The sequence below is a fragment of the Streptomyces sp. NPDC013187 genome (assembly GCF_042899705.1).
In the GTDB taxonomy this organism is placed as follows: domain Bacteria; phylum Actinomycetota; class Actinomycetes; order Streptomycetales; family Streptomycetaceae; genus Streptomyces; species Streptomyces hawaiiensis_A.
This window is the reverse complement of record NZ_JBIBAF010000016.1, coordinates 155,605-176,775: the sequence shown is the minus strand read 5'-3', so window position 1 is coordinate 176,775 and position 21,171 is coordinate 155,605. Positions and strand designations below refer to the sequence as shown.

General features: G+C 74.1%; 18 protein-coding genes and 1 pseudogene. 8 read left to right on the top strand and 11 right to left on the bottom strand.

Going from position 1 to position 21,171, the window contains the following annotated elements; translation table 11 throughout:
• Positions 1–3 precede the first annotated feature (3 nt).
• From ACFY5B_RS31035 to ACFY5B_RS31000, 8 genes are all read right to left on the bottom strand, one after another.
• Complete coding sequence (locus ACFY5B_RS31035; RefSeq protein ID WP_389975742.1) at positions 4–1,095, bottom strand: hypothetical protein; 1,092 nt, start codon at positions 1,093–1,095, stop codon at positions 4–6.
• Positions 1,096–1,162: 67 nt separating this feature from the next.
• Positions 1,163–1,738 carry a GNAT family N-acetyltransferase gene (locus ACFY5B_RS31030; protein WP_389975739.1) on the bottom strand — a complete coding sequence of 192 codons (576 nt, stop codon included), beginning with the start codon at positions 1,736–1,738 and terminating at the stop codon, positions 1,163–1,165.
• Positions 1,739–1,759: 21 nt separating this feature from the next.
• Positions 1,760–4,396: a SpoIIE family protein phosphatase gene (locus ACFY5B_RS31025; RefSeq protein WP_389975736.1), complete on the bottom strand. Its 2,637-nt coding sequence runs from the start codon at positions 4,394–4,396 to the stop codon at positions 1,760–1,762.
• A 252-nt stretch (positions 4,397–4,648) separates the two neighbouring features.
• A complete protein-coding gene (locus tag ACFY5B_RS31020; RefSeq protein ID WP_389975733.1) occupies positions 4,649–5,080 on the bottom strand; it encodes an ATP-binding protein in 432 nt (143 codons plus the stop codon).
• 408 nt (positions 5,081–5,488) lie between these two features.
• Complete coding sequence (locus ACFY5B_RS31015; protein WP_389975730.1) at positions 5,489–5,944, bottom strand: (deoxy)nucleoside triphosphate pyrophosphohydrolase; 456 nt, start codon at positions 5,942–5,944, stop codon at positions 5,489–5,491.
• A gap of 61 nt (positions 5,945–6,005) precedes the next feature.
• Positions 6,006–6,200 (bottom strand): SPOR domain-containing protein, encoded by a 195-nt coding sequence (locus ACFY5B_RS31010; protein ID WP_033311135.1) that lies wholly within the window; start codon positions 6,198–6,200, stop codon positions 6,006–6,008.
• A gap of 341 nt (positions 6,201–6,541) precedes the next feature.
• On the bottom strand, positions 6,542–7,294 hold the full coding sequence (locus ACFY5B_RS31005) for a GntR family transcriptional regulator (protein ID WP_104777579.1): 753 nt from the start codon (positions 7,292–7,294) through the stop codon (positions 6,542–6,544).
• A gap of 147 nt (positions 7,295–7,441) precedes the next feature.
• Entirely contained in the window at positions 7,442–8,599 is a 1,158-nt protein-coding gene (locus ACFY5B_RS31000) for a septum formation family protein (protein ID WP_389975726.1), read from the bottom strand.
• Between the two features lie 218 nt (positions 8,600–8,817).
• Between ACFY5B_RS31000 and ACFY5B_RS30995 the strand changes: the two are divergent.
• From ACFY5B_RS30995 to ACFY5B_RS30965, 7 genes and pseudogenes are all read left to right on the top strand, one after another.
• Positions 8,818–9,103 (top strand): annotated as a pseudogene (locus ACFY5B_RS30995) (MMPL family transporter); the annotation flags it as partial.
• A 112-nt stretch (positions 9,104–9,215) separates the two neighbouring features.
• Positions 9,216–10,799 (top strand): SDR family oxidoreductase, encoded by a 1,584-nt coding sequence (locus tag ACFY5B_RS30990; RefSeq protein WP_389975723.1) that lies wholly within the window; start codon positions 9,216–9,218, stop codon positions 10,797–10,799.
• Between the two features lie 4 nt (positions 10,800–10,803).
• Positions 10,804–12,177 carry a cryptochrome/photolyase family protein gene (locus ACFY5B_RS30985; protein ID WP_389975721.1) on the top strand — a complete coding sequence of 458 codons (1,374 nt, stop codon included), beginning with the start codon at positions 10,804–10,806 and terminating at the stop codon, positions 12,175–12,177.
• 170 nt (positions 12,178–12,347) lie between these two features.
• Positions 12,348–13,505 carry a polyprenyl synthetase family protein gene (locus ACFY5B_RS30980; RefSeq protein ID WP_389975718.1) on the top strand — a complete coding sequence of 386 codons (1,158 nt, stop codon included), beginning with the start codon at positions 12,348–12,350 and terminating at the stop codon, positions 13,503–13,505.
• Entirely contained in the window at positions 13,502–15,064 is a 1,563-nt protein-coding gene (locus ACFY5B_RS30975) for a phytoene desaturase (RefSeq protein ID WP_389975715.1), read from the top strand. Before ACFY5B_RS30980 ends, ACFY5B_RS30975 begins: the two co-directional genes overlap by 4 nt.
• The gene (locus ACFY5B_RS30970) at positions 15,051–16,031 is read left to right on the top strand and encodes a phytoene/squalene synthase family protein (RefSeq protein WP_389975712.1); all 981 of its coding nucleotides are present in this window, start codon (positions 15,051–15,053) and stop codon (positions 16,029–16,031) included. The genes ACFY5B_RS30975 and ACFY5B_RS30970 overlap by 14 nt, the downstream gene beginning before the upstream one ends.
• Positions 16,024–17,046 (top strand): DUF5914 domain-containing protein, encoded by a 1,023-nt coding sequence (locus tag ACFY5B_RS30965; protein WP_389975709.1) that lies wholly within the window; start codon positions 16,024–16,026, stop codon positions 17,044–17,046. Before ACFY5B_RS30970 ends, ACFY5B_RS30965 begins: the two co-directional genes overlap by 8 nt.
• A 239-nt stretch (positions 17,047–17,285) precedes the next feature.
• Here ACFY5B_RS30965 and ACFY5B_RS30960 read toward each other — a convergent pair whose 3' ends face one another.
• Positions 17,286–18,794, bottom strand: a complete 1,509-nt coding sequence (locus tag ACFY5B_RS30960; RefSeq protein ID WP_389975847.1) for an FAD-dependent oxidoreductase — start codon at positions 18,792–18,794, stop codon at positions 17,286–17,288.
• Between the two features lie 46 nt (positions 18,795–18,840).
• Here ACFY5B_RS30960 and ACFY5B_RS30955 point away from each other — a divergent pair, with 46 nt between their 5' ends.
• The gene (locus tag ACFY5B_RS30955; RefSeq protein ID WP_389975706.1) at positions 18,841–19,089 is read left to right on the top strand and encodes a hypothetical protein; all 249 of its coding nucleotides are present in this window, start codon (positions 18,841–18,843) and stop codon (positions 19,087–19,089) included.
• On the opposite strand, the gene ACFY5B_RS30950 is transcribed toward ACFY5B_RS30955, so the two are convergent.
• A complete protein-coding gene (locus ACFY5B_RS30950; RefSeq protein ID WP_389975703.1) occupies positions 19,064–19,795 on the bottom strand; it encodes a class I SAM-dependent methyltransferase in 732 nt (243 codons plus the stop codon). The genes ACFY5B_RS30955 and ACFY5B_RS30950 overlap by 26 nt on opposite strands.
• On the bottom strand, positions 19,792–21,021 hold the full coding sequence (locus ACFY5B_RS30945) for a lycopene cyclase family protein (protein ID WP_389975700.1): 1,230 nt from the start codon (positions 21,019–21,021) through the stop codon (positions 19,792–19,794). Before ACFY5B_RS30945 ends, ACFY5B_RS30950 begins: the two co-directional genes overlap by 4 nt.
• Between the last annotated feature and the right edge of the window lie 150 nt (positions 21,022–21,171).

The window sequence follows — 21,171 nt, the reverse complement described above, 5'->3', positions numbered from 1 at the left end:
GCACTAGAGCCTGTCGGCCCAGCCCTCTTCATAGGCGTGCCAGTCCGCCTCGGTCGCGGCGAAGTCGATGTACAGCGCGACACCGAAGCGGGCCCGGTCCGCGTCCGTGCGGGACAGGCCGAGGCGGACACCGCGTACGGCGGCGGGGACGGTTTCGGCGTGGTTCCAGTGCCCGAAGCGGTTCTCGTGGAAGAAGGGCAGCCCCATCAGCAGGTCGGTGGACGGCGGGGTGACCTCCAGCGCGAGGGACGTCTGCTGGGCGACGTAACCGCCGTAGGTGCTCTCCAGGGGCTGCATCGTGTCGTACGACATCATGGCGATCTGGTCGACGCGGCGGGCGACCTGGCCGAAGAACTCCTGCGACCACCACTTGGGGTGGCCGGTGATGCCGCCCCAGACGGTGTGGAAGGCCGGGAGCGGATCGATCTGGTGGGCGGCGACGGAGAGTTTCGCGTCCCGGGAGCGGGTCTCGCGGCGCAGGGCGTCGAGGAGGGTGAGGTAGTCGCTGTCGCCGGAGTGCAGGGGCTCCAGGTCCAGGTGAATGCCCTCGTAGCCGGTGTCCAGGACCTGGCGGGCGGAGCGGACGACAGCGGTGCGGGTCTCCGGCTTCTCCAGACGCATGCCGTCGGGGGTCTCGGTGGCGAGGACATCGCCGAGGAAGGCCTGGACGCGGACGCCGGGCAGCTTCTCGTGGACGGCGTCGATGAACCAGCGAGCCTTGGGATACACCGACTCGGGGAGCGTGCCGTCGTGTTCCAGCGGACCCGAGTGGACGTACAGATCGCGGATGCCGGTGCCGCGCAGGCGGCCGGCCAGGGCGTTGACGTCGGCTTCCTTCTTACGCCCGTCGACCCAGGCATGCCCGAGCCAGAGGGCGTCCCGGTTGCGGGTCCGGGTGCCGTCCGCCGGGTCGCCCGTGTAGTTGACGCGGAGGGCTGCCAGAGCGGAGAGAAGGGGGAGCAGGAGGAGCAGGGGGACGGCGATGGCCGTCCGTCTGACCCAGCGCCTGCGCCTCGTGCCGCCGGCACGGTCGGGCGCGGGATCATCCCGGGGCTGTAAGGAGTTCGCGCGCTCGATGGCTTCCGTGCGGTCCATGCCGTCTCCCCTGCCGGTGCGGTCGATGTCGCCGGGGAGGACGATCAGTACGCACGTTCGGTTGCGATCAGCTGGGGGCGTCTGCCAGGTGCCGCAGGTGCAGGTGGCCCTCCAGGGGGTAGGCGGGCGGCTTCGCCGGCAGGACGCCGGTGCGTGCGTAGCCGCTCTTCTCCGCCACGCGGCAGGAGGCCGTGTTGTCCACCTGGTGGAGGAGAGTGAGGCTGGTCAGGCCGGTGCGGGCGAAGGTCGTGAAGGTCCAGTCGGACAGTGCGCGCAGGGCACGCGGCGCGATGCCCCGGCCGCGTGCCCGCGCCGCCGTCCAGTAGCCGACCTCGGCGGAGGCGGCCCCGGGGGCGACGTCCTTGAGGACCACGTGGCCGGCCACCTGCCCTTCTGCCGAGGGGCGGGCCTCCTCGACGGCGAACGCGAAGCGGCGGCCCTGCTCCCATGCGTGCCGCTGCTCCCGCAGCCACCGCACCGCACTCGACGCGTCGTCCACGGCGAAGGACGTCCAGCGGCGCAGGGCCTCGTCCCCACTCAACGCGACCAGCCCCTCCGCGTCCGCCAGGCTCCAGGGACGCAGCACCAGGGCGGGGGCCGTCGGTGTCGCGGGTGCGCGGAGACGGGGCGTGGTGTCGGGCATGGGGCGATCGTACGGGCTCGGTCAGAACAGGCTCAGGAGGGCCTCCGCCGGATCGGTGAGGCTCGTGTCGCCGCCGGGCAGGGGCAGTTCGAACCACACCGTCTTGCCCCGGGGCGTGCGGCGGGAGCCCCACGCGGCGCTGAGCAGGCCGACGAGCTGGAGGCCGCGGCCGCCCTCGTCGGTGTCACGGGCCCGGCGGCGTCGGGGCTGGACCAGGCCGGAGTCCCACACCTCGCAGACCAGGGTGCGGTCGAGCAGGAGGCGCAACCGGATCTCACCCTCGCCGTAGCGCAGGGCGTTGGTGACCAGCTCGCTGACCAGAAGCTCCGTGGTGTCGACCAGGGGCTCCATGTCCCAGGCCAGCAACCGGGCGCGCGCGTACTCGCGGGCCCGGCCCACGCTGCGCGGCTCACGCGGCAGGGTCCAGTCACCGACGGAATCCGCGGGCAGCCCCTGCACACGTGCCATCAGCAGCGCGATGTCGTCCTCGCCGTGATGGGTGTCGAGGGTGTTGAGGACGTGGTCGCAGACGTCCTCGAGCGGCTGGGTCGGGTCGGAGAGGGCGCTGACGAAGGCCTGGAGGCCCTCGTCCAGGGGGTGGTCGCGGCTCTCGACCAGGCCGTCCGTGTAGAGCGCGAGCAGGGCACCCTCGGGCAGTTCGACCTCGACCTCCTCGAAGGGCTCCCCGCCGACGCCGAGCGGCATGCCCGGCGGCACGTCGAGCATCAGCGCGGCCTCACCCGGTTCGACCAGCACGGGCGGCAGATGGCCCGCGTTGGCGAAGGTGCAGCGCCGGGTGACGGAGTCGTAGACGGCGTAGACGCAGGTGGCGAGGTACACCTCCGACAGGTCCGCCTCGCGGGGGCGGCGGGCCGCCCGGGTCGCCTGCTGGACCCCTCCGGGGGCGCCGAGGCCGCGGGCGATCTCGTCCAACTGGGAGAGCACCTCGGCCGGTTCCAGGTCCAGCTGGGCCAGGGTGCGGACCGCCGTGCGGAGTTCGCCCATGGCGACGGCGGCGCGCAGGCCGCGGCCCATGACGTCGCCGACGACCAGCGCGGTGCGGTGCCCGGGCAGTTCGATGACGTCGAACCAGTCGCCGCCGACCTCGCTGGGCCGGCCGGTGTTGACGCTGCCGGGCAGATAGCGGCAGGCGATGTCGAGACCGGAGGCCTCCGGGTCGCCGGGCGGGAGCAGGGACCGCTGCAGTATCAACGCGCGTTCGTGCTCGCGTCGGTAGAGGCGGGCGTTGTCGATACAGACCGCGGCACGGGCGGCGAGTTCGACGGCCAGGTCCCGGTCCCGGTCGCCGAACGGCTCGCTGCCCTTGGTGCGGGCGAACTGCACGAGTCCTACGACGGTGTCGTGGGCGACCATCGGCACGGCGAGCGTGGACTGCACGAGCCCGCCGTCCTCGCCCGGCACGGTCTGGGGCCGGGCGGTGCGCAGGGCGTCCGCACAGGGCGAGTTGAACGGATAGTGGTGGACGGCGCCCACCGCGACGGGCACGCCGGTGCCGGCGAAGGGCGCGTCGGAGACGGCACTGGCGAAGGCCACCCGGCGCAGCTCGCCGCTGCCGTCGGCGAGTCCGGGCGGGGTCTCGTCGCCGACCAGCAGGCCCTGGTAGAGGTCGACGGTGGCCAGGTCGCAGAAGCCGGGGACGACGACGTCGAGGAGTTGCCGGGCCGTGGTCTCCAGGTCGAGGGAGTTGCCGATGCGGGCACCGGCCTCGTTCAGCAGGGCGAGGTTGCGCCGGGCGGCGGCGGCCTCACGGGCGGCGGCGCGGCGGGCGGTGATGTCGATGCCGAGCCAGGCGATCCCGATGGGGCGGCCCGAACCGCTGTGCACGCGGTAGAGGTTGACGGACCAGTGGCGGCGCTCGTCGGAGCCCGGCACGAAGCCCGTGACGTGCATGTCGGTGATGGAGCTGCCGGTCTCCAGCACCCGCCGCAGGGTCGCGGCGACCCGGTCGGCCTCGCCGCGCTGGAGGTAGTCGTGGACGCCCTTGCCGCGGTGGTCGTCGGGCGCGCCGCCGAAGATGGAGGCGAACCGCTGGTTGACGCGGCGGACCCGCAGGTCGGGGTCGATCAGCAGGAAGCCGAACGGGGATTGACTGAAAATGGCCTGCGAGGCGGCGAGGTCGGTCTCGATGCTGCGCAGGGTGCGCACGTCGACGACGATGCAGACGGCGGCCTTCTCACCCTCTTCGGTGCGCGTCGGCATGACGTACACCTCGGCGAGTCCCTCGTGGCCGCGTTCCCCCTCGGCGCCGCTCGGCATCCGGAAGGGCACCACGCCGGTCCACTCGCGGCCGTCGAGGATCTCGGCCATCTTGCGCATGCCGCGTTCACGGTGGCGCGGGTCGATGAACGCCTCGATGGGGTCCATGCCCACCGCGTGGTCGGCGCGGATGCCGAAGAGGTGCTCGGCTCGCAGGCTCCACTGGTCGACCAGCCCGTCGGGGCCGATGGAGAAGGACGCGACCTTGATGTAGTCGTAGATGGATCCGGGGGGACTGCTCTGCCACATGGCGTCCCCGGGCGGCACACCGTCGGCGGCGAGCGCACCTCCCACCGCGGAGGCCAGGCCGTCGGCAGCCCTTGCCCTCGCGCCCTCCGACGGGTCCTCGGACTCCGTGGCCTTCGCTGGTATCTCGCTCACGCGAACCGTCCCCTCCAGCTCACCGCGTCCGGCACCGGTCACCGGGGGCGGCTGCCCGCAGTATCCAGCACTACGGTGCCGCACAACACGATGTTCACGATCACAGCACGGTCCCGATGGTTTTCGGTCCGGACCGTGACAACACTTCCAGTCTTCTAACCAGGGGACACGTCGTCGAATCCCGTCCGACGGCAACCGCCACTGGCGTGAACCAATCGCTCTACAGCGGCGAGCCGTACGTACACCGGATATTCACTCCGGCACTGCGAGTTCGAACCACACCGTCTTGCCCGTGGCGCCGGGCCGGGTGCCCCAGCGACGGGAGGAGGAGGCCACCAGATGCAGTCCGCGGCCGCTTTCGTCCTCGAGTCGGGCGGCGCGCTCGCGGGGCGGGTCCGGCAACGGGTCGGAGACCTCGACCAGGAGGGCGCCGTCCAGGCCCGAGCGGCGCACCAGGCGGACCCCGATGGGGCCCGTGGCGTGCCGCAGGGCGTTGGTGACCAACTCGCTGACCAGCAGTGCCGCAAGGTCCGCGAGGCTGTCGAGGTCCCAGTCGCGGAGCTGGCCGCGCACGGCCTGGCGAGCGGTGCGTACGGCGCCCGGTTCGGCGGGAAAGGTCCAGTCGGCGCGGTCGTCCTCGGTGTCGATCACGCCGATCACTTCCCAGGCAGGAGCCCCGCCCATGTCCGGTTTCATGGGGTTAATGGGCACATACCCGATATCTGGGGCGGAGTATCGCGCGGGGCGGCGCACTGTGGCACGAAAGGCGTAGAGGGCGCTGGTACGGCAGTGCGATGAGGCCGCACGCCCCGGGCCAGCTTCAGGCGCCGGGCTCTTCCGGTCCGCCGGGGCGGGGCTCATCCGGTCCGCCGGGGCGGGGCTCATCCGGTCCACCGGGGCGGTGCTCTTCCTGCCGGCTTCAGGCTCCGGGCTCTTCTGGTCCGCTGGACTGGGCTCTGCCGGTCCGTCGGGGCGGGGCTCATCCGGTCCACCGGGGCGGTGCTCTTCCTGCCGGCTTCAGGCTCCGGGCTCTTCCGGTCCGCCGGGGCGGGGCTCATCCGGTCCGCCGGGGCGGTGCTCTTCCTGCCGGCTTCAGGCTCCGGGCTCTTCCGGTCCGCCGGGGCGGGGGCCGTGCGAGGCCGGGCTCTGTGCGACTCCCAGGTGCGCGAGGACCTGCCGTACGGCCGGGACGTCCTGGTCGAGCCAGGGCACGTCCCAGATCTCGTCGGGGCCGAGCCAGCGCAGTTCGTCGTGGTCCTGCAGGGGCCGGGGAGCGGCTGAACCGGGGCGCAGCCGGGCGGTCCACACGTGCAGGACGTAGGGCGCCCTGAGCGGCCACTCCCCCGGAACGCGCCCGCTGACCTCGGCGTCGACGCCGAGTTCCTCACGCAGCTCCCGCGCGAGCGCCGCGTCGGCCGTCTCCCCGGGCTCGACCTTGCCGCCGGGCAGCTCCCAGCGCCCGGCCAGCTCGACGGGCGCGCTGCGCCGGGCGGCCAGCAGCCGCCCGTCCTCGACCAGCGCGGCCCCCACGACGATCCGCTCACTCATGCGGGGAGCCTACGGGAGCCCCGCCGCTCTCCGGAGCCCTCCCCGGGCGCCCCCTCAACGGTCAGTCGTGCGCCACCGCCGGCCCGTTCTGGCCGAGCCGCTCGACCCAGTACAGCTGCTTGTGGCCGCGACCGTCGAGACTGTCCGCGATCTTCTGGGCCTCGGCCCGGGTCGCGTACCGGCCCACTCGGTAGCGGTTGCCGTTGTCGTCCTCTCGTATCACGAGCCAGGGGAGAGTGACCGTGCTGTCGTTCATCGCGCCCCTCCACTTCCCGCCCGCGGCCTGTGCCGTGCCCCACCCGCTGAGGAAACCGCAATGCGCATATGCCCGAGCCTACGCCTTACCTTCACGGAGCGAATACGGGTTTTCACGAAGAGGTACGCAACCAGCCAGAACCCAGGGGGCGCACGCCGCTGAACGCGCCGTTCGCGTGCCTCTGCGCAACCAGCCGCAGGCATACCGCATACATGGGCGTCCACCTGCGTGAACGACGGTCGGCCCCGGGTCGCGCGGCGCCCCGGCCCAGGCCGGTCTGTACGGCGATCGGGTGGGCGGGGCGCGCGAGGAGCGCGCCGCGGGGCGGATGGGAGCGTGTGCTACTTGACCGGAAGGTGGTAGGCCACCCGGTACCGATCGGCCGGAATGACCACGTCGGCCGTCTCCACCGGACGTCCTGAGGCGTAGAAGGTGCGCTGGATGACCAGGACCACATGCCCCGGGACGCCGCCCAGGACGAGCAGTTCCTCGGCGAGGCCGGGCCGGGCGCCGACCTCCTCGGTGACGTTGTCCACGACCACGTCGATGGCGCGCATGCGCTCGACGACGCCCATACCGCCGACCGGCCCCTCCTCCGGCAGCATCACGGGCGTACGCCCCGTGACGGTGAGGGGCTCCCAGGACGTGGACAGCATCATCGCCTCGCCGCCCTCACGGTAGAGGTACCGCGTGCACATGACCCGCTCGCCCGGCTCGATGCCCAGCCGCTCGGCGACCGCGACACTCGCCTCGGACTGCTCGCTGCTGGATTCCCAGGTGCCGCGCCCCTCGCCGTCGGCCTGCTCCTGGCGGAACGGTGTGGCCCCGCCGGACGGGCGGTAGCCGGAGCGGGAGATGCGCCGGGGCACGGGCCGCTCGCGCACATAGGTCCCCGAGCCGGAACGGCCCTCGACCAGGCCCTCCGCCATGAGCACCTTGCGGGCCTCCAGCGCGACCGTGTCCGAGACCCCGTACTCCTGGCGGATTCTGGCCTGGGAGGGGAGGCGCGTGTGCGGTGGCAGCTGACCGTCGACGATCTTCTTGCGGAGATCACCCGCGACGCGCAGGTACGCCGGCTGCTCACCGAATGTCACTGGCCGCTCCCATCAGGTTGTACAGACAGCAACAGCGTGGCAACCGTAGGTTGTGCGGTGCAAGCAAAGGCCAGAGAATCACTCGATGTGATGACATGGGGTGGCGGAGGGCTTTACGCAGGCACTTTCTCCCCGCTATAGCCGCCGTCACACCTGCGCTTCGGACTCTTTCTTCTCGCTTTCCCCGGGGGTCGGCGGGGTCGCCGCCAGGCCGAGGGCCTTGCGCGCGGTGACGGTCGCCGGCCCGTCCACGAAGCCGTACGCCTTGTCGTAGTGCGCGTAGTAGCCGTCCGCGTCGCTCGCGGTGCTCGCCCTCTTCCACTCCGTCCGGGCGTCCTCCAGGTCCGCGACGAGGTCGGCGACGGGTGTGCGGGCACCGGGCGGCCAGGCGTGCCCACGCAGGGCCTCGATCTGCTCGCCGAGCACGTCGTGGACCCGGGCGGCCCAGGCACGGTGGGCGGCGAGGTCCTCCTCGGGGGTCTTCTCGGGCTCCTGGTAGAGCGCCGCGTCGAGGGCGTTGGCCGTCGACAGGAAGGTGACCTGGTGGGTGTCGAGGGTGGTGGGGTCGCCGCGCAGGGAACCGGTCAGCTCGGCCCCGGCCTCGGTGTTGCCGAAGATGCAGGTGATCGCGCGGTCGCCGTAGCGCCAGCTCTCCCGGGACGGCATCAGGTAGTACACGTCGACATCGGCCGGCATCGCCCAGGTGTCCATCGCGTACCGGTCCCGGAGGGCGTAGCACTTCTCGTCGGCGACGTCGGTGATCCGGGCGTCGCCCGGGAAGGCGCCGCCCGGCAGGGTGACGACCGCGAACACCTCACCGTCGTGCCCGCCCCGGCACGGCACCCGGTCGACGTCGTAGGTGTCGCCCTCCAGCCCGCCGGGCGCGTCGAAGCAGTCGCCCTTCTCCAGCGACAGGCTCTCGTTGCCCTGCGCGCCGTCCTTGACCCCCTCCCAGACCTTGGACGCGGCCCCCGTGGACAGCACCACCGCCCACAGTGCGATCCCGGCGAACGACAGCACCGACCCCGCGATCGCCATGCCCCGCCCGCTCTGCCCCGACTTCCGGATCTGCCGCAGCGCGATCAGCCCCAGCACGAGCCCCGCGGCGGGCAGGAAGCAGAGCACGCCGAGGACCAGCGCGGCCACCGCGAGCGCGTTGACGGAGACCGGAGTTCCGTAAGGGCGACCGGCAGGGCCGAAGGGACCGTAAGGGCCGTGACCCGGGGCTCCCTGGGGCCCGTTCACCACGGGCGGGCCGAACGGGTCCTCGGGCTGCTGGTGCCCGGGGGGCGGGGGTATCGACACGGGTGCGGTGCTCCTGGCTGAGGCGGTGAGAGAGCGGCCGTCCGAAACCGACGTACGGCTGGGCGCATCGTAGGCGGCGGGGTCACGGGGGCGGAATGCGGGCGACGGACGAGGCGATACGGGCGGCGGAGGCGCTGCGCCTGGACGTCGCCGACACCGGCGCCGCCGAGGCCGCCGTACGGGACGTCGTGGCGCGGCACGGGCGGATCGACGTCCTGGTCGACAACGAGACGCTCGCACACGGCAGCCGGCAGGGCGGGCTGCGTGGGCTGACCACCACAGGCGGCGTGATCACCTCGGCCGGCGTGGTGCTCGCCGCGACGTTCGCGGCGCCGATGGTGATCCCCCCGGCGTTCCTGGCGCGGGTCGTGTTCATCGTGGCCTTCGGGGGTGCTGCTCGACACGCTCGCGGTCCGGTCCCTGCCGATGCCCGTGCTGGTGATCGACATAGGGCCCCGGGTGTGGGGGCCGAGCGTTCTCGCCCGCCGGGAGGACCCAGCCGCCCGCGGTGCCGACAGGTGCATCCGCCGAGGCCGCCGAGCCGGAAGTGTTCCCGTCAGGGCCGGTCTCGATCCGGCCGCACGGCAGCGGTGCGGGACGCCGGGGAGGTACGCGTATGACGACGGACGGGCGACGGCTGCACTGCCTGGTCACCGGGGCGTCCGGATACATCGGCGGGCGCCTGGTGCCGGAACTGCTGCAGGAAGGGCATCGCGTCCGGTGTCTGGCCCGCTCCCCCGGCAAACTCCGCGACCACCCCTGGGCGGCGCACGCGGAGACGGTTCGCGGGGACGTCACGGACCCGGAGTCGGTCGCCGCCGCGATGCGCGGTGTCGACGTCGCCTACTACCTGGTGCACGCCCTGGGTTCCGGCTCCCGCTTCGAGGACACCGACCGCGCCGCCGCCCGGGTCTTCGCCGAGCAGGCCCGGGCCGCGGGCGTACGGCGGATCGTCTACCTCGGCGGGCTCACTCCCCGCGGTGTCCCGGAAGCCTCGCTCTCCCCGCATCTGCGGTCCCGGGCCGAGGTCGGACAGATCTTCCTCGACTGCCCCGTCCCCGCGACGGTGCTGCGGGCCGCCGTCGTCATCGGCTCCGGCTCGGCGTCGTTCGAGATGCTGCGCTACCTCACCGAACGCCTGCCCGTCATGGTCACCCCCAGCTGGGTGCACACGCGCACCCAGCCCATCGGGGTGCGGGACGTGCTGCGCTACCTCGTCGGCTCGGCCACCATGCCGGACGACGTCGACCGGGCCTTCGACATCGGCGGGCCGGACGTCCTCACCTACCGGGACATGATGCTGCGCTACGCCGCCGTGGCCGGGCTGCCGCGGCGGTTCATCGTGCCGGTCCCGGTCCTCACCCCACGGCTGTCCAGCCACTGGGTCGGCCTGGTCACCCCGGTGCCCGCCTCCCTTGCCCGGCCGCTCACCGAGTCGCTGCGGCACGAGGTCGTCTGCCGCGAACACGACATCGCCCGGTACGTGCCGGACACCCCGGGCCGCCCCCTGCCGTTCGACGAGGCGCTGTCCCTGGCGCTGCGCAAGGTGCGCGAGGCGCAGGTCGCCACGCGCTGGTCCTCGGCCTCGGTGCCCGGAGCGCCCAGCGACCCGCTGCCCACGGACCCGGACTGGGCGGGCGGCAGCCTCTACCAGGACGAACGGCACCGGCCGGTCGACGCGTCCCGGGCGGCGCTGTGGAAGGTCGTCGAGGGCATCGGCGGCGACAACGGCTGGTACTCCTCCCCGCTCGCCTGGGCCGTCCGGGGGTGGCTGGACCGCTTCGCGGGCGGGGTCGGACTGCGCCGCGGACGGCGGGAGACCGAGCGCCTGAGGGTCGGTGACTCGCTCGACTTCTGGCGGGTGGAGGAGCTCGAACCCGGTCATCTGCTGCGGCTGCGCGCCGAGATGCGGCTGCCAGGACTCGCCTGGCTGGAGATGTACGCCGAGACCGACGACGACGGCCGCACCCGCTACCGGCAGCGCGCCCTGTTCCATCCGCGCGGCCTGCTGGGCCACGCCTACTGGTGGAGCGTCGCCCCCTTCCACTCCGCCGTGTTCGGCGGCATGGCGCGCAACATCGCCCGGGCCGCGTCCGAGGGCACCGGCGGGCGCCGCAGGGCCTCGCGCATCCGGCGGGCCCGCGAGCGGCGAAGTGTCCGGCAGCAACGAACGGAATCCGCACCGCCGCACCAGGAGTGACACCATGACCGTCGCGGTCGTCCTGTTCACCTCGGACCTGCGTCTGCACGACCACCCGCCCCTGCACGCCGCGCTGAACTCGGCCGACGAGGTGGTGCCCCTGTTCGTCCGCGACCCCGCCGTGCACGCCGCCGGCTTCGACGTGCCCAACCGCGCCGCCTTCCTCGCGGACTGCCTGGCCGACCTCGACTCCTCGCTGCGTCGCCTGGGCGGACGGCTGGTGGTGCGCGCCGGGCCGGTCGCGCGCGAGGTCCGCGCGGTCGCCGCCGCGTGCGGTGCCACGGAGGTGCACATGGCGGCGGGGATCACCGGCTACGCCCACCGCCGTGAGGAGCGGCTGCGCAAGGAACTCGAAGCCGACCGGGTCGCGCTGCGGGTGCACGACAGCGTCATCACCGCCGTCCCGCCGGGGGCCGTGACACCGCTCGGCTCGGACCACTTCGCCGTGTTCACCCCCTACATGCGCCGCTGGTCCAGGGAGCCGCTGCGCGACCTCCTGCCCGTGCCGCGTGCGGTGCGGGTCCCCGACGCGGCTCGTGGCGAGGACCCGCCCTCGCGCCCTGAGGCGACGGACCTGTCACCGGACCTCCCGCCCGGCGGGGAGTCGGCGGGGCGCGACCGGTTCGCCCGGTGGGCGGACACCGGCCTTTCCCGGTACGAGGAGCGGCACGACGACCTGGCCGGTGACGCGACCTCACGCCTGTCGCCCTACCTCCACTTCGGGGCGCTCTCGCCGGTGGAGGTCGTCCGGCGAGCCCGCGAGCGGGGCGGTGCCGGGGCGGAGGCGTTCGTCCGTCAGCTGTGCTGGCGCGACTTCCACCACCAGGTCCTCGCGGCCCGGCCCGAGGCGTCCGTCCGGGACTACCGTTCCCGGGGCGACCGGTGGCGCGGCGAGGAGGAGGCCGCCGAGGACATCGCCGCGTGGCGGGAGGGCCGCACCGGCTACCCGGTGGTCGACGCGGGCATGCGCCAACTGCGCCACGAGGGCTGGATGCACAACCGGGCGCGGCTGGTGGTGGCGAGCTTCCTGACCAAGACGCTCTACGTGGACTGGCGGATCGGCGCCCGGCACTTCCTGCGGTACCTGGTGGACGGCGACCTCGTCAACAACCAGCTGAACTGGCAGTGGGTCGCGGGCACCGGCACCGACACCCGCCCCCACCGCGTCCTCAACCCCGTCCTCCAGGGCAAGCGCCACGACCCGGACGGCACCTACGTACGCCGCTGGGTGCCGGAACTGGCGGACGTCGCCGGCGCCGCGGTGCACGAACCCTGGCGACTGCCGGACGACGAGCGGGCCCTGCTGCGCTATCCGGCGCCGCTCCTCGACCTCGGCGAGGGCCTGGCCCGCTTCCGGCAGGCCCGGGAGCACGGCTGAGCCGGGGGCGAGGGCGCAGCTGAGCAGAGGCCAGGGGCACGGCTCAGCCGGGGGCGCGGCTGAGCCGAGGCCAAGGGCGCCGCCGACAGCCCGGAACCCGGCGCATCCGAAACACCGCTCCCCGCGGAAGCACTGAAGTGCGGATGACCGGAAGCGAGAAGGGGTTGCGCATGCTTGGACCGCGGCCGACGGTGGCCGGACCGGCGGAGACGGACGACGCCCCGCTCACGGCTCCCGGGGCCACGCGTGCCATGGAGGCGGTCCTCGAGCGGGTGCTCGAGGCGCGGTTGCGGCAGGCACGCGACACGGATGCGGTGTTCACCCACGAGATGGCCGAGCGTGTCGCCGCGTTCGTCCGGCGGGGCGGCAAGCGGCTGCGGACGGCGTTCGTGTGGTGCGGCTGGCGGGCCGCGGGCGGCTCCGGCGACGCGGACGCCGTTCTGCGTACCGGGGCGGCCCTCGAACTGCTCCAGGCCTGCGCCCTCGTCCACGACGACGTGATGGACGGATCACCGCTGCGCCGGGGCGGGCCCGCGATGCACGTGGACTTCGCCCAGGGGCACCGGCCCGGCCGGACGGGGAACGGCCGGCCGAACCGGTCCGCCGAGGCGTTCGGGACGTCGGCGGCCGTGCTCGCGGGCGATCTGGCGCTGGCGTGGGCGGACGACCTGCTGACCGAGACGGCGCTCGCCTCGCCGTACGGCCCGCGGCTGCACGACGAGTGGCGGGCCATGCGCACCGAGATGGTCGCCGGGCAGTACCGCGACCTGCGCGCGCAGGCGAGCGGCTCGTCCGGGACCGAGGAGGCGCTGACCATCGCCGTCCTGAAGAGCGCCCGGTACACCGTCGCGCGGCCCCTGGCGCTCGGTGCGTCCCTGGCCGGTGCGGACGCGCGGACCCTGGGCGCGCTGCGGGCGGCGGGCCGGTGCGCGGGGCTGGCCTTCCAGCTGCGCGACGATCTCCTCGGCGCGTTCGGGGACCCGGCGCTGACCGGCAAACCGGCCGACGAGGACCTGCGCTCCCGCAAGCTGACCCCTCTGCTCGCCGTCGCCGTCCGGCTCGCGGAGGCCGGCGACGACCAGGACGCGGCGGCCGTGCTCGCCCCGGACGCGGACGCCCTGCCGGGGCACACCGTCGAGCGGATGCGGGCGGCACTGGAGCGGACGGGCGCCCGGGCCGAAGTGGAGGCGAGGATCGCGGACCTGGCGGCCGCCGGTCTGCGGCGCTTCGAGGCGACCGGCGCCGCCCCCGCCGTACAGCGGGAGTTCGCCGCCCTGGTCGAGCGGGCGTCGGGCGCCGCCCCGCAGCACGCGGAGGAGCTCGTATGAGGACGGTGACGGGCCCGACGGACCATGTCGTCGTGGTCGGCGCCGGCCTGTCCGGACTGGCGTGCGCCCTGCACCTGCTGGGCGCCGGACGGCGGGTCACGCTCGTGGAACGCGACGCCGGGCCGGGCGGGAGGGCCGGGCGGGTCGGGCTCGGCGACTATCTGGTGGACACCGGGCCCACCGTGCTGACGATGCCGCATCTGGCCGACGAGGCGTTCGCGGCGGTCGGCGAGCGTCTCGACCGGCACGTCGAGCTGGTGGCCCTGCACCCCGCCTACCGGGCGGGCTTCGCCGACGGGTCCTCGCTCGACGTGCACACCGACGGCGACGCCATGGAGGCGGAGGTGCGGCGCTTCGCAGGACCGGCGGAGGCGGCGGGTTACCGCAGGCTGCGGGAGTGGCTGGAGCTGCTGTACCGGGCGCAGATGCGCCGTTTCATCGACACCAACTTCGATTCGCCGTTCCAGCTCGCGCACCCGGATCTGGCTCGGCTGGCGGCCCTCGGCGGTTTCGGGCGGCTGGACGGCCGGATCGGCCGCTTCCTGTCCGACGCCCGACTGCGCCGGGTCTTCTCCTTCCAGGCCCTGTACGCCGGTGTGGCGCCGGCCCGGGCGCTCGCGGCCTACGCGGTGATCGCCTACATGGACACCGTGGCCGGTGTCTGGTTCCCGAAGGGCGGCATGCACGCGCTGCCCCGGGCGATGGCGGACGTGGCGGCCGGTGCCGGTGCGGAGCTGCGCTGGTCGGCCGGGGTGAGCGCGCTGGAACGCTCCGGCGGACGGGTGCGGGCGGTCCGGCTCGCCTCGGGTGAGCGCATCCCGTGCGACGCGGTGGTGCTGACCTGCGAACTGTCCGCCACACACCGTCTCCTGGGCCGGGCACCCCGGCGTCCGGTACCGCTCCGGCACTCACCGTCCGCGGTGGTCCTGCACGCCGGGACCGACCGCACCTGGGCCCGGCTCGCCCACCACACGCTGTCCTTCGGCGCCGCGTGGGAGCGCACCTTCGAGGAACTGACCCGCTCAGGAGCGCTGATGAGCGACCCGTCGCTGCTGATCACCCGTCCGACGACGCACGACCCCTCGCTCGCGCCGCCGGGCCGCCACCTCCACTACGTCCTGGCTCCCTGCCCCAACACCGCCGTCGGCCCCTCCGCCACCTCCTGGCGCGACCTCGGCCCGCGTTACCGCGACAGCCTGGTCGCCGAGCTGGAACGCCGGGGCCTGGACGGCTTCGCGGACAGCGTCGAAGAGGAACTGCTGGTGACCCCGCTCGACTGGACGGCCCAGGGCCACGCGGCGGGCAGTCCCTTCTCGGTCTCCCACACCTTCGCCCAGACCGGGCCCTTCCGGCCGCGCAACCTCGTCCGCGGGCTGGACAACGTGGTGCTCGCCGGCTGCGGGACCACACCCGGTGTCGGCGTACCGACCGTGCTCATCAGCGGGAAGCTCGCCGCCGCCCGCGTCACCGGGGGCAGCGCCCGAGCACCCAGGGCCGGCCGGGCCCAATACCGCCGCCCGCCCACCCCGACCGGAGCAGGTGCCCATGACCCGTCGTGAACTGGACGCCGCCGGGATCACCGACCCCGGCCTGCGCACCTCCTACAGCCGGTGCCGGCAGCTCAACGCCCGCCACGGCCGGACCTACTTCCTGGCCACGCGCCTGCTGCCGCTGGAGCGCCGTACGGCCATGCACGCGCTGTACGGCTTCGCCCGCTGGGCCGACGACATCGTCGACGACCTGGACCGGCGCCTGACCCCCGACGAGCGGGACCTGATGCTGAAGCGGCTGGAGGAGGACCTCGCCCATGCGCTGCGCACCGGCGGCGGGGACGAGCCGGTGGTCCGGGCCGTGGCCGACACCGCCGACCGCTACGGCATCGAGGTGGATCTGTTCGCCGACTTCCTCGCCTCGATGCGCGCCGACCTGACCGTCACGGACTACCCCACCTACGCCGACCTGCGGGCCTACATGCACGGCTCGGCCGCGGTGATCGGCCTGCAGATGCTGCCCGTGCTCGGCACGGTCGTCCCGCGCGAGGCGGCGGCACCGCACGCGGCGGCCCTCGGGGTGGCGTTCCAGCTGACCAACTTCCTGCGGGACGTGGGCGAGGACCTGGACCGCGGTCGCGTCTACCTGCCGGCGGACCTGCTGGCCGCCCACGGCGTGGACCGGCCGCTCCTGGAGTGGAGCCGGCGCAGCGGCCGCCGCGACCCCCGCATCCGGTCGGCACTCGTCGCGGCCGAGGCCCTGACCAGGGACGTGTACCGGGCGGCGGAACCGGGCATCGCGATGCTCGACCCGCGGGTGCGCCCCTGCATCAGGACCGCGTTCACGCTGTACGGCGGCATCCTCGACGCGATCGCGCGGCACGACTACACGGTGCTGCACCGCCGTGCCGTGGTGCCCCGGCGCCGGCGGGCGGCCACCGCCACGGCCGGTGTCCTGAGGGTGGCCCGCGCGCGCTGGGCGGCGCACGCGACGGCTCCGGCCGCATCGGAACGGAAGGGACGAGGCCGTGGCTGACCGAGCGGACAAGGCGCGCTGGACGTCACCGCTGCGGCGGCGCCGCGGCCCCGGCTGGGCGGAACAGACGCCGACCTGGCGCGCGGCCCGGCCCGCACTGATCGCCGACACCCTCAAACGGGCGTCCGCCCGGCCGTCCGGCAACTGGTTCGTGGTGGGTGCCTCCCGGGACGTGCGCCCCGGCCGTCCCTACGGCAGGACCGTCGGCGGTGTGGAAGTGGTGCTGTGGCGCTCCCCGGCCGGTGGGCTCCGGGCCGGTCCGGGCGCCTGCCCGCACCTCGGTGCCCCGCTGCGGGACAGCCGGGTGGTGTGCGGCACGCTGGTGTGCCACTGGCACGGACTGGCCCTGGACGGCTCCGCCTTCGCCGGCTGGCAGCCCTATCCGGCCCACGACGACGGCGTGCTGGTGTGGGTACGGCTGGACGCGGTGGGCGGTGAGGAGCCGTCGGAGCGGCCCGTGGTCCCGGCCCGGCCCGCACCGGGCAGCGGCGTGGACGCCGTGTTCACGGCGGCCGGGCGGTGCGAACCGCAGGACGTGGTGGCCAACCGGCTCGACCCGTGGCACGGGTCCTGGTTCCACCCGTATTCCTTCGTCGATCTGACGGTCGTGCGGGAGCCGGGGGGTGACGGGGGCGACTGGGGCGACGGGGGCGACGCCTTCGAGGTCGAGGTCTCCTTCCGGGTGGCGGGCCGTCTGGTGGTGCCCGTGCGGGCCGAGTTCACCGCGCCGGAGCCGCGCACCGTCGTCATGCGCATCACCGACGGCGAGGGCGCCACGTCCGTGGTGGAGACCCATGCCACGCCGCTCACCGCCGTGGACGCCGAGCAGCCGCGGACGGCCGTGATCGAGGCGGTCGTCGCCGCTTCGGACCGGCCCGGTTTCGCGTTGGCCCGCGCCGCCGCCCCCGTGCTGCGTCCCCTGATGCGGCAGACGGCCGGACGCCTGTGGCGCGACGACCTCGCCTACGCCGAGAGACGGTGGGAGTTGCGCAGCACCGGGCGGTTCCCCGGGTGACGTGCAGTGAAGCCGGCCGCGTGGCACCGGGCGGTTGTCCGGATGACGTGAACCGGGTAGCGCGGCGCAGGGCGTCGCACCGACTGGAATGACCCCGCCGGACGGGCCTGCGCGGAGCGGCCCGGGCTCGTCCGGCGGCTTGGCGACCCGGCGGCTTGGCCGCCCGGCGGCCCGGCGGCCCGGCGTCATCCGCAGCATCCGCGGCATCCGCGGCATCGGCGTCATCGGCGTCATCGGCGTCATCGGCGTGCCGGACGGCCCGCGAGCGCGCCGAGTGCCCGAAGCACCGGGGAGCGGCCCGCCCGTGGCACGGTCCACAGCACCTGGCCGCGGACGCCCCACCCGGCGAGCAAGGTGTTGGACGCCAGGAAGCCCGTGGTGGCGGCGCGTTCCATCAGGGCCACGGGCAGGTCGCAGCGCAGCCCGTCGCCGGCCAGCGTCAGCCACGGGTGCGGGGTCCTCACCGTGGGGCGCCGATGATGGGTGCCGACCGGGAAGAGCGGGCAGTCCGAGCGCCACTCGTGCCGGGTGTCGACGACCCGCGCCCGTCCGGTCTCCGGGTACACCCGGCGCAACTGCCCCAGCAGCGCCTCCTGCACGGCCCCGGGGTCCGCACCGGGGGTGACGGCGTAGGCGTGGAGTTCCACCACGGAACCCCCGTGCTTCTCGGCCCAGCGGGCGGCCTCGCCCTCGTAGCGTTCCAGGACGCTGATGTTGTCGAGGCCGTCGTAGCCGCTGGTGCCGAGGAAGCCGGGGCGGTCGGCGCGGACCGGCCGGTCGAGCCAGAGCCGCGACACGAGGAACGGCGGGGCGGTGCGCAGGGCGGCGATGCCGTCGCGCCAGGGGGCGTTGCCCAGGCGGGGAGAGGCGGCGACGACCCGGCGCAGTCCCCCGGTGTCGAGGGCGAGCACCACCGCGTCGTGCCGGTCGGTGGCCGTGCCGGTGCGCACCTCGGCTCCGCCGGTGCCGACGGGGTCGACGCCGTGCACGGGGGTGCCGGTGCGGACGTTCGCGCCGAGCCGCCGGAGGTAGTCGCCGAGCGGCTCCCACAGGGCCTGCGGGAAGGGCTCGTCGGGCACGTCGAAGAGCAGCCCCTCCGAGGAACCGAGGAAGTAGATGTGGAACATCAGCATCAGTTCGGCGGCGGAGAGTTCGAGCGGGTCGGCGAAGAAGCTGCGTGAGAACACCTCGAAGGCCAGGTGATGCGCGGCCTCGGGGAAGCGGACGCGTTCCAGGAAGGCGGTGGCGCTGATCCCGTCGAAGCGTGTGTACACGTCGGGCACGCGCACGTCCGTCAGCGGCAGCGCCGCCCGGGCGTCCAGGGCGGTGAGGTCGCGCCAGCCGAAGGTGGGGCTGAGGGCGACGAAGCCGAGGGCGCTCAGGGGAGGGGTGCGCGGGACGCGGGCGAAGCTGTCCGTCAGTCCGCCGCTGTGCCGCAGGGGGTAGTCGGGCAGGGGGGTGAGGCGGGCGAGGGCGGGGTCGGTGCGCCGCAGGAGGCCGCGCAGGTTGTAGTACTGCCGGAAGAAGGCGTGGAAGCCGCGGCTCATGGTCACCTCGGAGCCGTCGGCCAGCCGGGTGCGGTAACCGGCCAGACGGCCGCCCAGGGAGTCCTCGCGCTCGTAGAGGGTCACCCGGGCGCCGCGTTCGGCCAGTCCGGTCGCCGCGGCGAGTCCGGCGATGCCCCCGCCCACCACGGCGACGGACGGTGCGTCCCCGGGCGCGAACCGGTCCCGGCCGGGCTCCGGCATCAGGACCTCGGCCTTGCGGTCCCGGCCGCGGCGGGCGACCACGCGGGTGCTCGTCGGGCGGCTCTTCGTCGTGCGTCGCTCCGTCGTGCTCCTCGATGCGCTTCCCGGCGTGCTCCTCGATGCGCTTCCCGTCGTGCTCCTCGATGCGCTTCCCGTCGTGCTCCTCGGTGTGCTTTCCGGTGTGCTCCTCCGTGCGCTTCCCGTCGTGCTCCTCGGTGCGCTTTCCGTCGTGCTCTTCGGTGTGCTTTCCGGTGTGCTCCTCGGGGGACTCATCGGGTGGCCTCCCCCGCCGTGACCGATCCGTTGCGGGCGACGAACGTGTGCGTGATGCCGGTCTGCCATCCCGCGAGGGGCAGGGCACGGGCGCCCATGAACCCGGCCCGCGTCAGCCGCCCGGTGAAGTCGGAAGCGCTGTCGAAGTCGAGGACGCTGTGCCACAGGTACCGGTACAGGGCGCGGTCCCCGGTGAGCGTCCCGGCCGGGATGATCACCCCCTGGCACACGGCCGTCCACAGCGCCCGGTGCCCGGGCGAGCCACCGAGGCTGTACTCGTGGACGGCGAGGCGCCCGCCCGGCCGCAGCACTCCGCGCACCGCGCCGAGGACGCCGTCCGGGTCGGAGACGTTGCGGAACAGGTAGGCGGCGAAGACCGCGTCGAAAGGCCCTTCGCCGGACGTCGCGAGCTCCTCGGCGCTCAGGTGCAGGAAGCGCACGGTGTCGGGCCAGGGCTTGGTCCGTGCCCGCCGCAGCATGCCGGCGGAGGCGTCCACCGCGGTGATCCGCGCACGGGGGGCGGCCCGCAGCAGGGCCCGGGTGGAGGCGCCGGTGCCGCAGCCCAGGTCGAGCAGGTGCAGCCCGGCCCCGTCCCCGGGGAGCCTCAGCCGGCGGGCCGAGCGCAGCAGGTCGGCGCGGTAGCCCGGGTTGAGGCCGGTGAGGCGGTCGTAGGTGCGGGACGCGTGGTCGAAGGCGCGTGCCAGGTCGCGGTCGCGCAGCAGGGTCATCGAGGGCTCTCTCCGGTTCCTGGGGTGGGGTGGTTGCGGCGGGGCAGGAAGGGCACTTCTAGCGCGGTGCGCAGCATCGGGCCCACCGGGGTGCGCAATCCGATGCCCCACTCCTCCCGGAGCGAGGTGGCGCCGTCCAGGAAGCGCAGCAGGCGGTGCGTCGGGGTCCGGCGGAAGAGGCCGGTGAAGAACGCGGGGCCGTCGATCCGGCCGGTGTCCAGGGCCCGCAGCAGCACCGCGTCCATGGCGAGCGCCCGCCGTCCGTGCGGCGCGGGCACGACGGCGCGGCCGTCTCGCAGGGCGGCGGCGACGGCCCGGCTGTGCCGCTGTACGGCCGCGAAGGTGTAGCCGGTGGCGGGGCGGGTGGCGCCCCCCGCCGTCCCGATGCGGAAGACGGCCGTACCGGTCCGCCGGGGGAAGCGGGCGTCGGTCATGGGGATGACGCCCTGCTCGGCCGTCTCCACGGCGAACTCGCCCAGGCGCAGCACCTCACGGGCGTAGTGACCGAGCGCCACCTCGTACGCCGCCGTCGTCAGCGGGCTCCGGGAGAACTCGGTGTACTCGACGAGCGCCCGGTCCGGGGCCAGCGGCAGGACGTAGCCGAAGGCGAGGCCGTGTCGCGGCTGAGGCACCCGGAAGTCCATGAGGTCGGCGACCGCCGGGTCGAACCGGTCGGTGCGGGTACGCACGAACCAGCCACGGAAGTGCTGCAACAACTGCGTCCGGGCCGGTGGCAGGGCGCGCAGGGGCCGCGAGTCGAACACGAGCCCCGCGCGCAGCGTCAGGGTCCGGCCGCCGGGCTCCGTGCAGCGGACCTCGGCGCCTCCGGGGACGTCGCGCACCGTGTCCGCGGTCGCGCGCAGCAGCCGTCCGCCGGGCGATCGCGCCAGCCGCGCGTGCACCAGCCGTTCGAACGCCGTGGAACGCACCATGCGGTAGCGGGCGGGGGCCGGATCGACGGTGAGCGGGCTGCCGTCGCGGTCGTGCACCCGCAGCAGCGGCCAGGTGGCGGCGACGGCTTCGCCGAAGCCGTCGGGATCGCCGTCTCCGACGCCCTGGTCCCAATAGCACCAGGTCCGCTCCGCCGGGCGTGCGGGACCGTCCGGAGGCTCCACCACTGTCACGGTCGCGACGGCCGTCTCGACCAGCCGGTACGCGAGGCTGAGGCCCGCGGCACCGCCCCCGAGGATCACCACGTCCGGCGCGCCGACGGGCCCCTGGCTCACCGGGCCCACCACACGCCGCCCATCACCGCACCCCGTTCCCGGCCACCTCGTCGACTGTGTTCTGTCCGTTCACCGCTTCCGGTCGGCGCCCGCGTTCGGATGCAGACGGATGCACGTTGATGCAGGCGGATGCACGGTGAATGCAGGCAG

What these genes read in the sequence shown, in the direction of transcription:
- ACFY5B_RS30950 (WP_389975703.1), bottom strand. Translation starts at nt 19,795, where the DNA reads ATGACCCTGCTGCGCGACCGCGACCTGGCACGCGCCTTCGACCACGCG.
- ACFY5B_RS30975 (WP_389975715.1), top strand. Translation starts at nt 13,502, where the DNA reads ATGAGGACGGTGACGGGCCCGACGGACCATGTCGTCGTGGTCGGCGCC.
- ACFY5B_RS30990 (WP_389975723.1), top strand. Translation starts at nt 9,216, where the DNA reads ATGACGACGGACGGGCGACGGCTGCACTGCCTGGTCACCGGGGCGTCC.
- ACFY5B_RS31030 (WP_389975739.1), bottom strand. Translation starts at nt 1,738, where the DNA reads ATGCCCGACACCACGCCCCGTCTCCGCGCACCCGCGACACCGACGGCC.
- ACFY5B_RS30985 (WP_389975721.1), top strand. Translation starts at nt 10,804, where the DNA reads ATGACCGTCGCGGTCGTCCTGTTCACCTCGGACCTGCGTCTGCACGAC.
- ACFY5B_RS30960 (WP_389975847.1), bottom strand. Translation starts at nt 18,794, where the DNA reads ATGCCGGAGCCCGGCCGGGACCGGTTCGCGCCCGGGGACGCACCGTCC.
- ACFY5B_RS31035 (WP_389975742.1), bottom strand. Translation starts at nt 1,095, where the DNA reads ATGGACCGCACGGAAGCCATCGAGCGCGCGAACTCCTTACAGCCCCGG.
- ACFY5B_RS31015 (WP_389975730.1), bottom strand. Translation starts at nt 5,944, where the DNA reads ATGAGTGAGCGGATCGTCGTGGGGGCCGCGCTGGTCGAGGACGGGCGG.
- ACFY5B_RS31010 (WP_033311135.1), bottom strand. Translation starts at nt 6,200, where the DNA reads ATGAACGACAGCACGGTCACTCTCCCCTGGCTCGTGATACGAGAGGAC.
- ACFY5B_RS31020 (WP_389975733.1), bottom strand. Translation starts at nt 5,080, where the DNA reads ATGGGCGGGGCTCCTGCCTGGGAAGTGATCGGCGTGATCGACACCGAG.
- ACFY5B_RS30970 (WP_389975712.1), top strand. Translation starts at nt 15,051, where the DNA reads ATGACCCGTCGTGAACTGGACGCCGCCGGGATCACCGACCCCGGCCTG.
- ACFY5B_RS30980 (WP_389975718.1), top strand. Translation starts at nt 12,348, where the DNA reads ATGCTTGGACCGCGGCCGACGGTGGCCGGACCGGCGGAGACGGACGAC.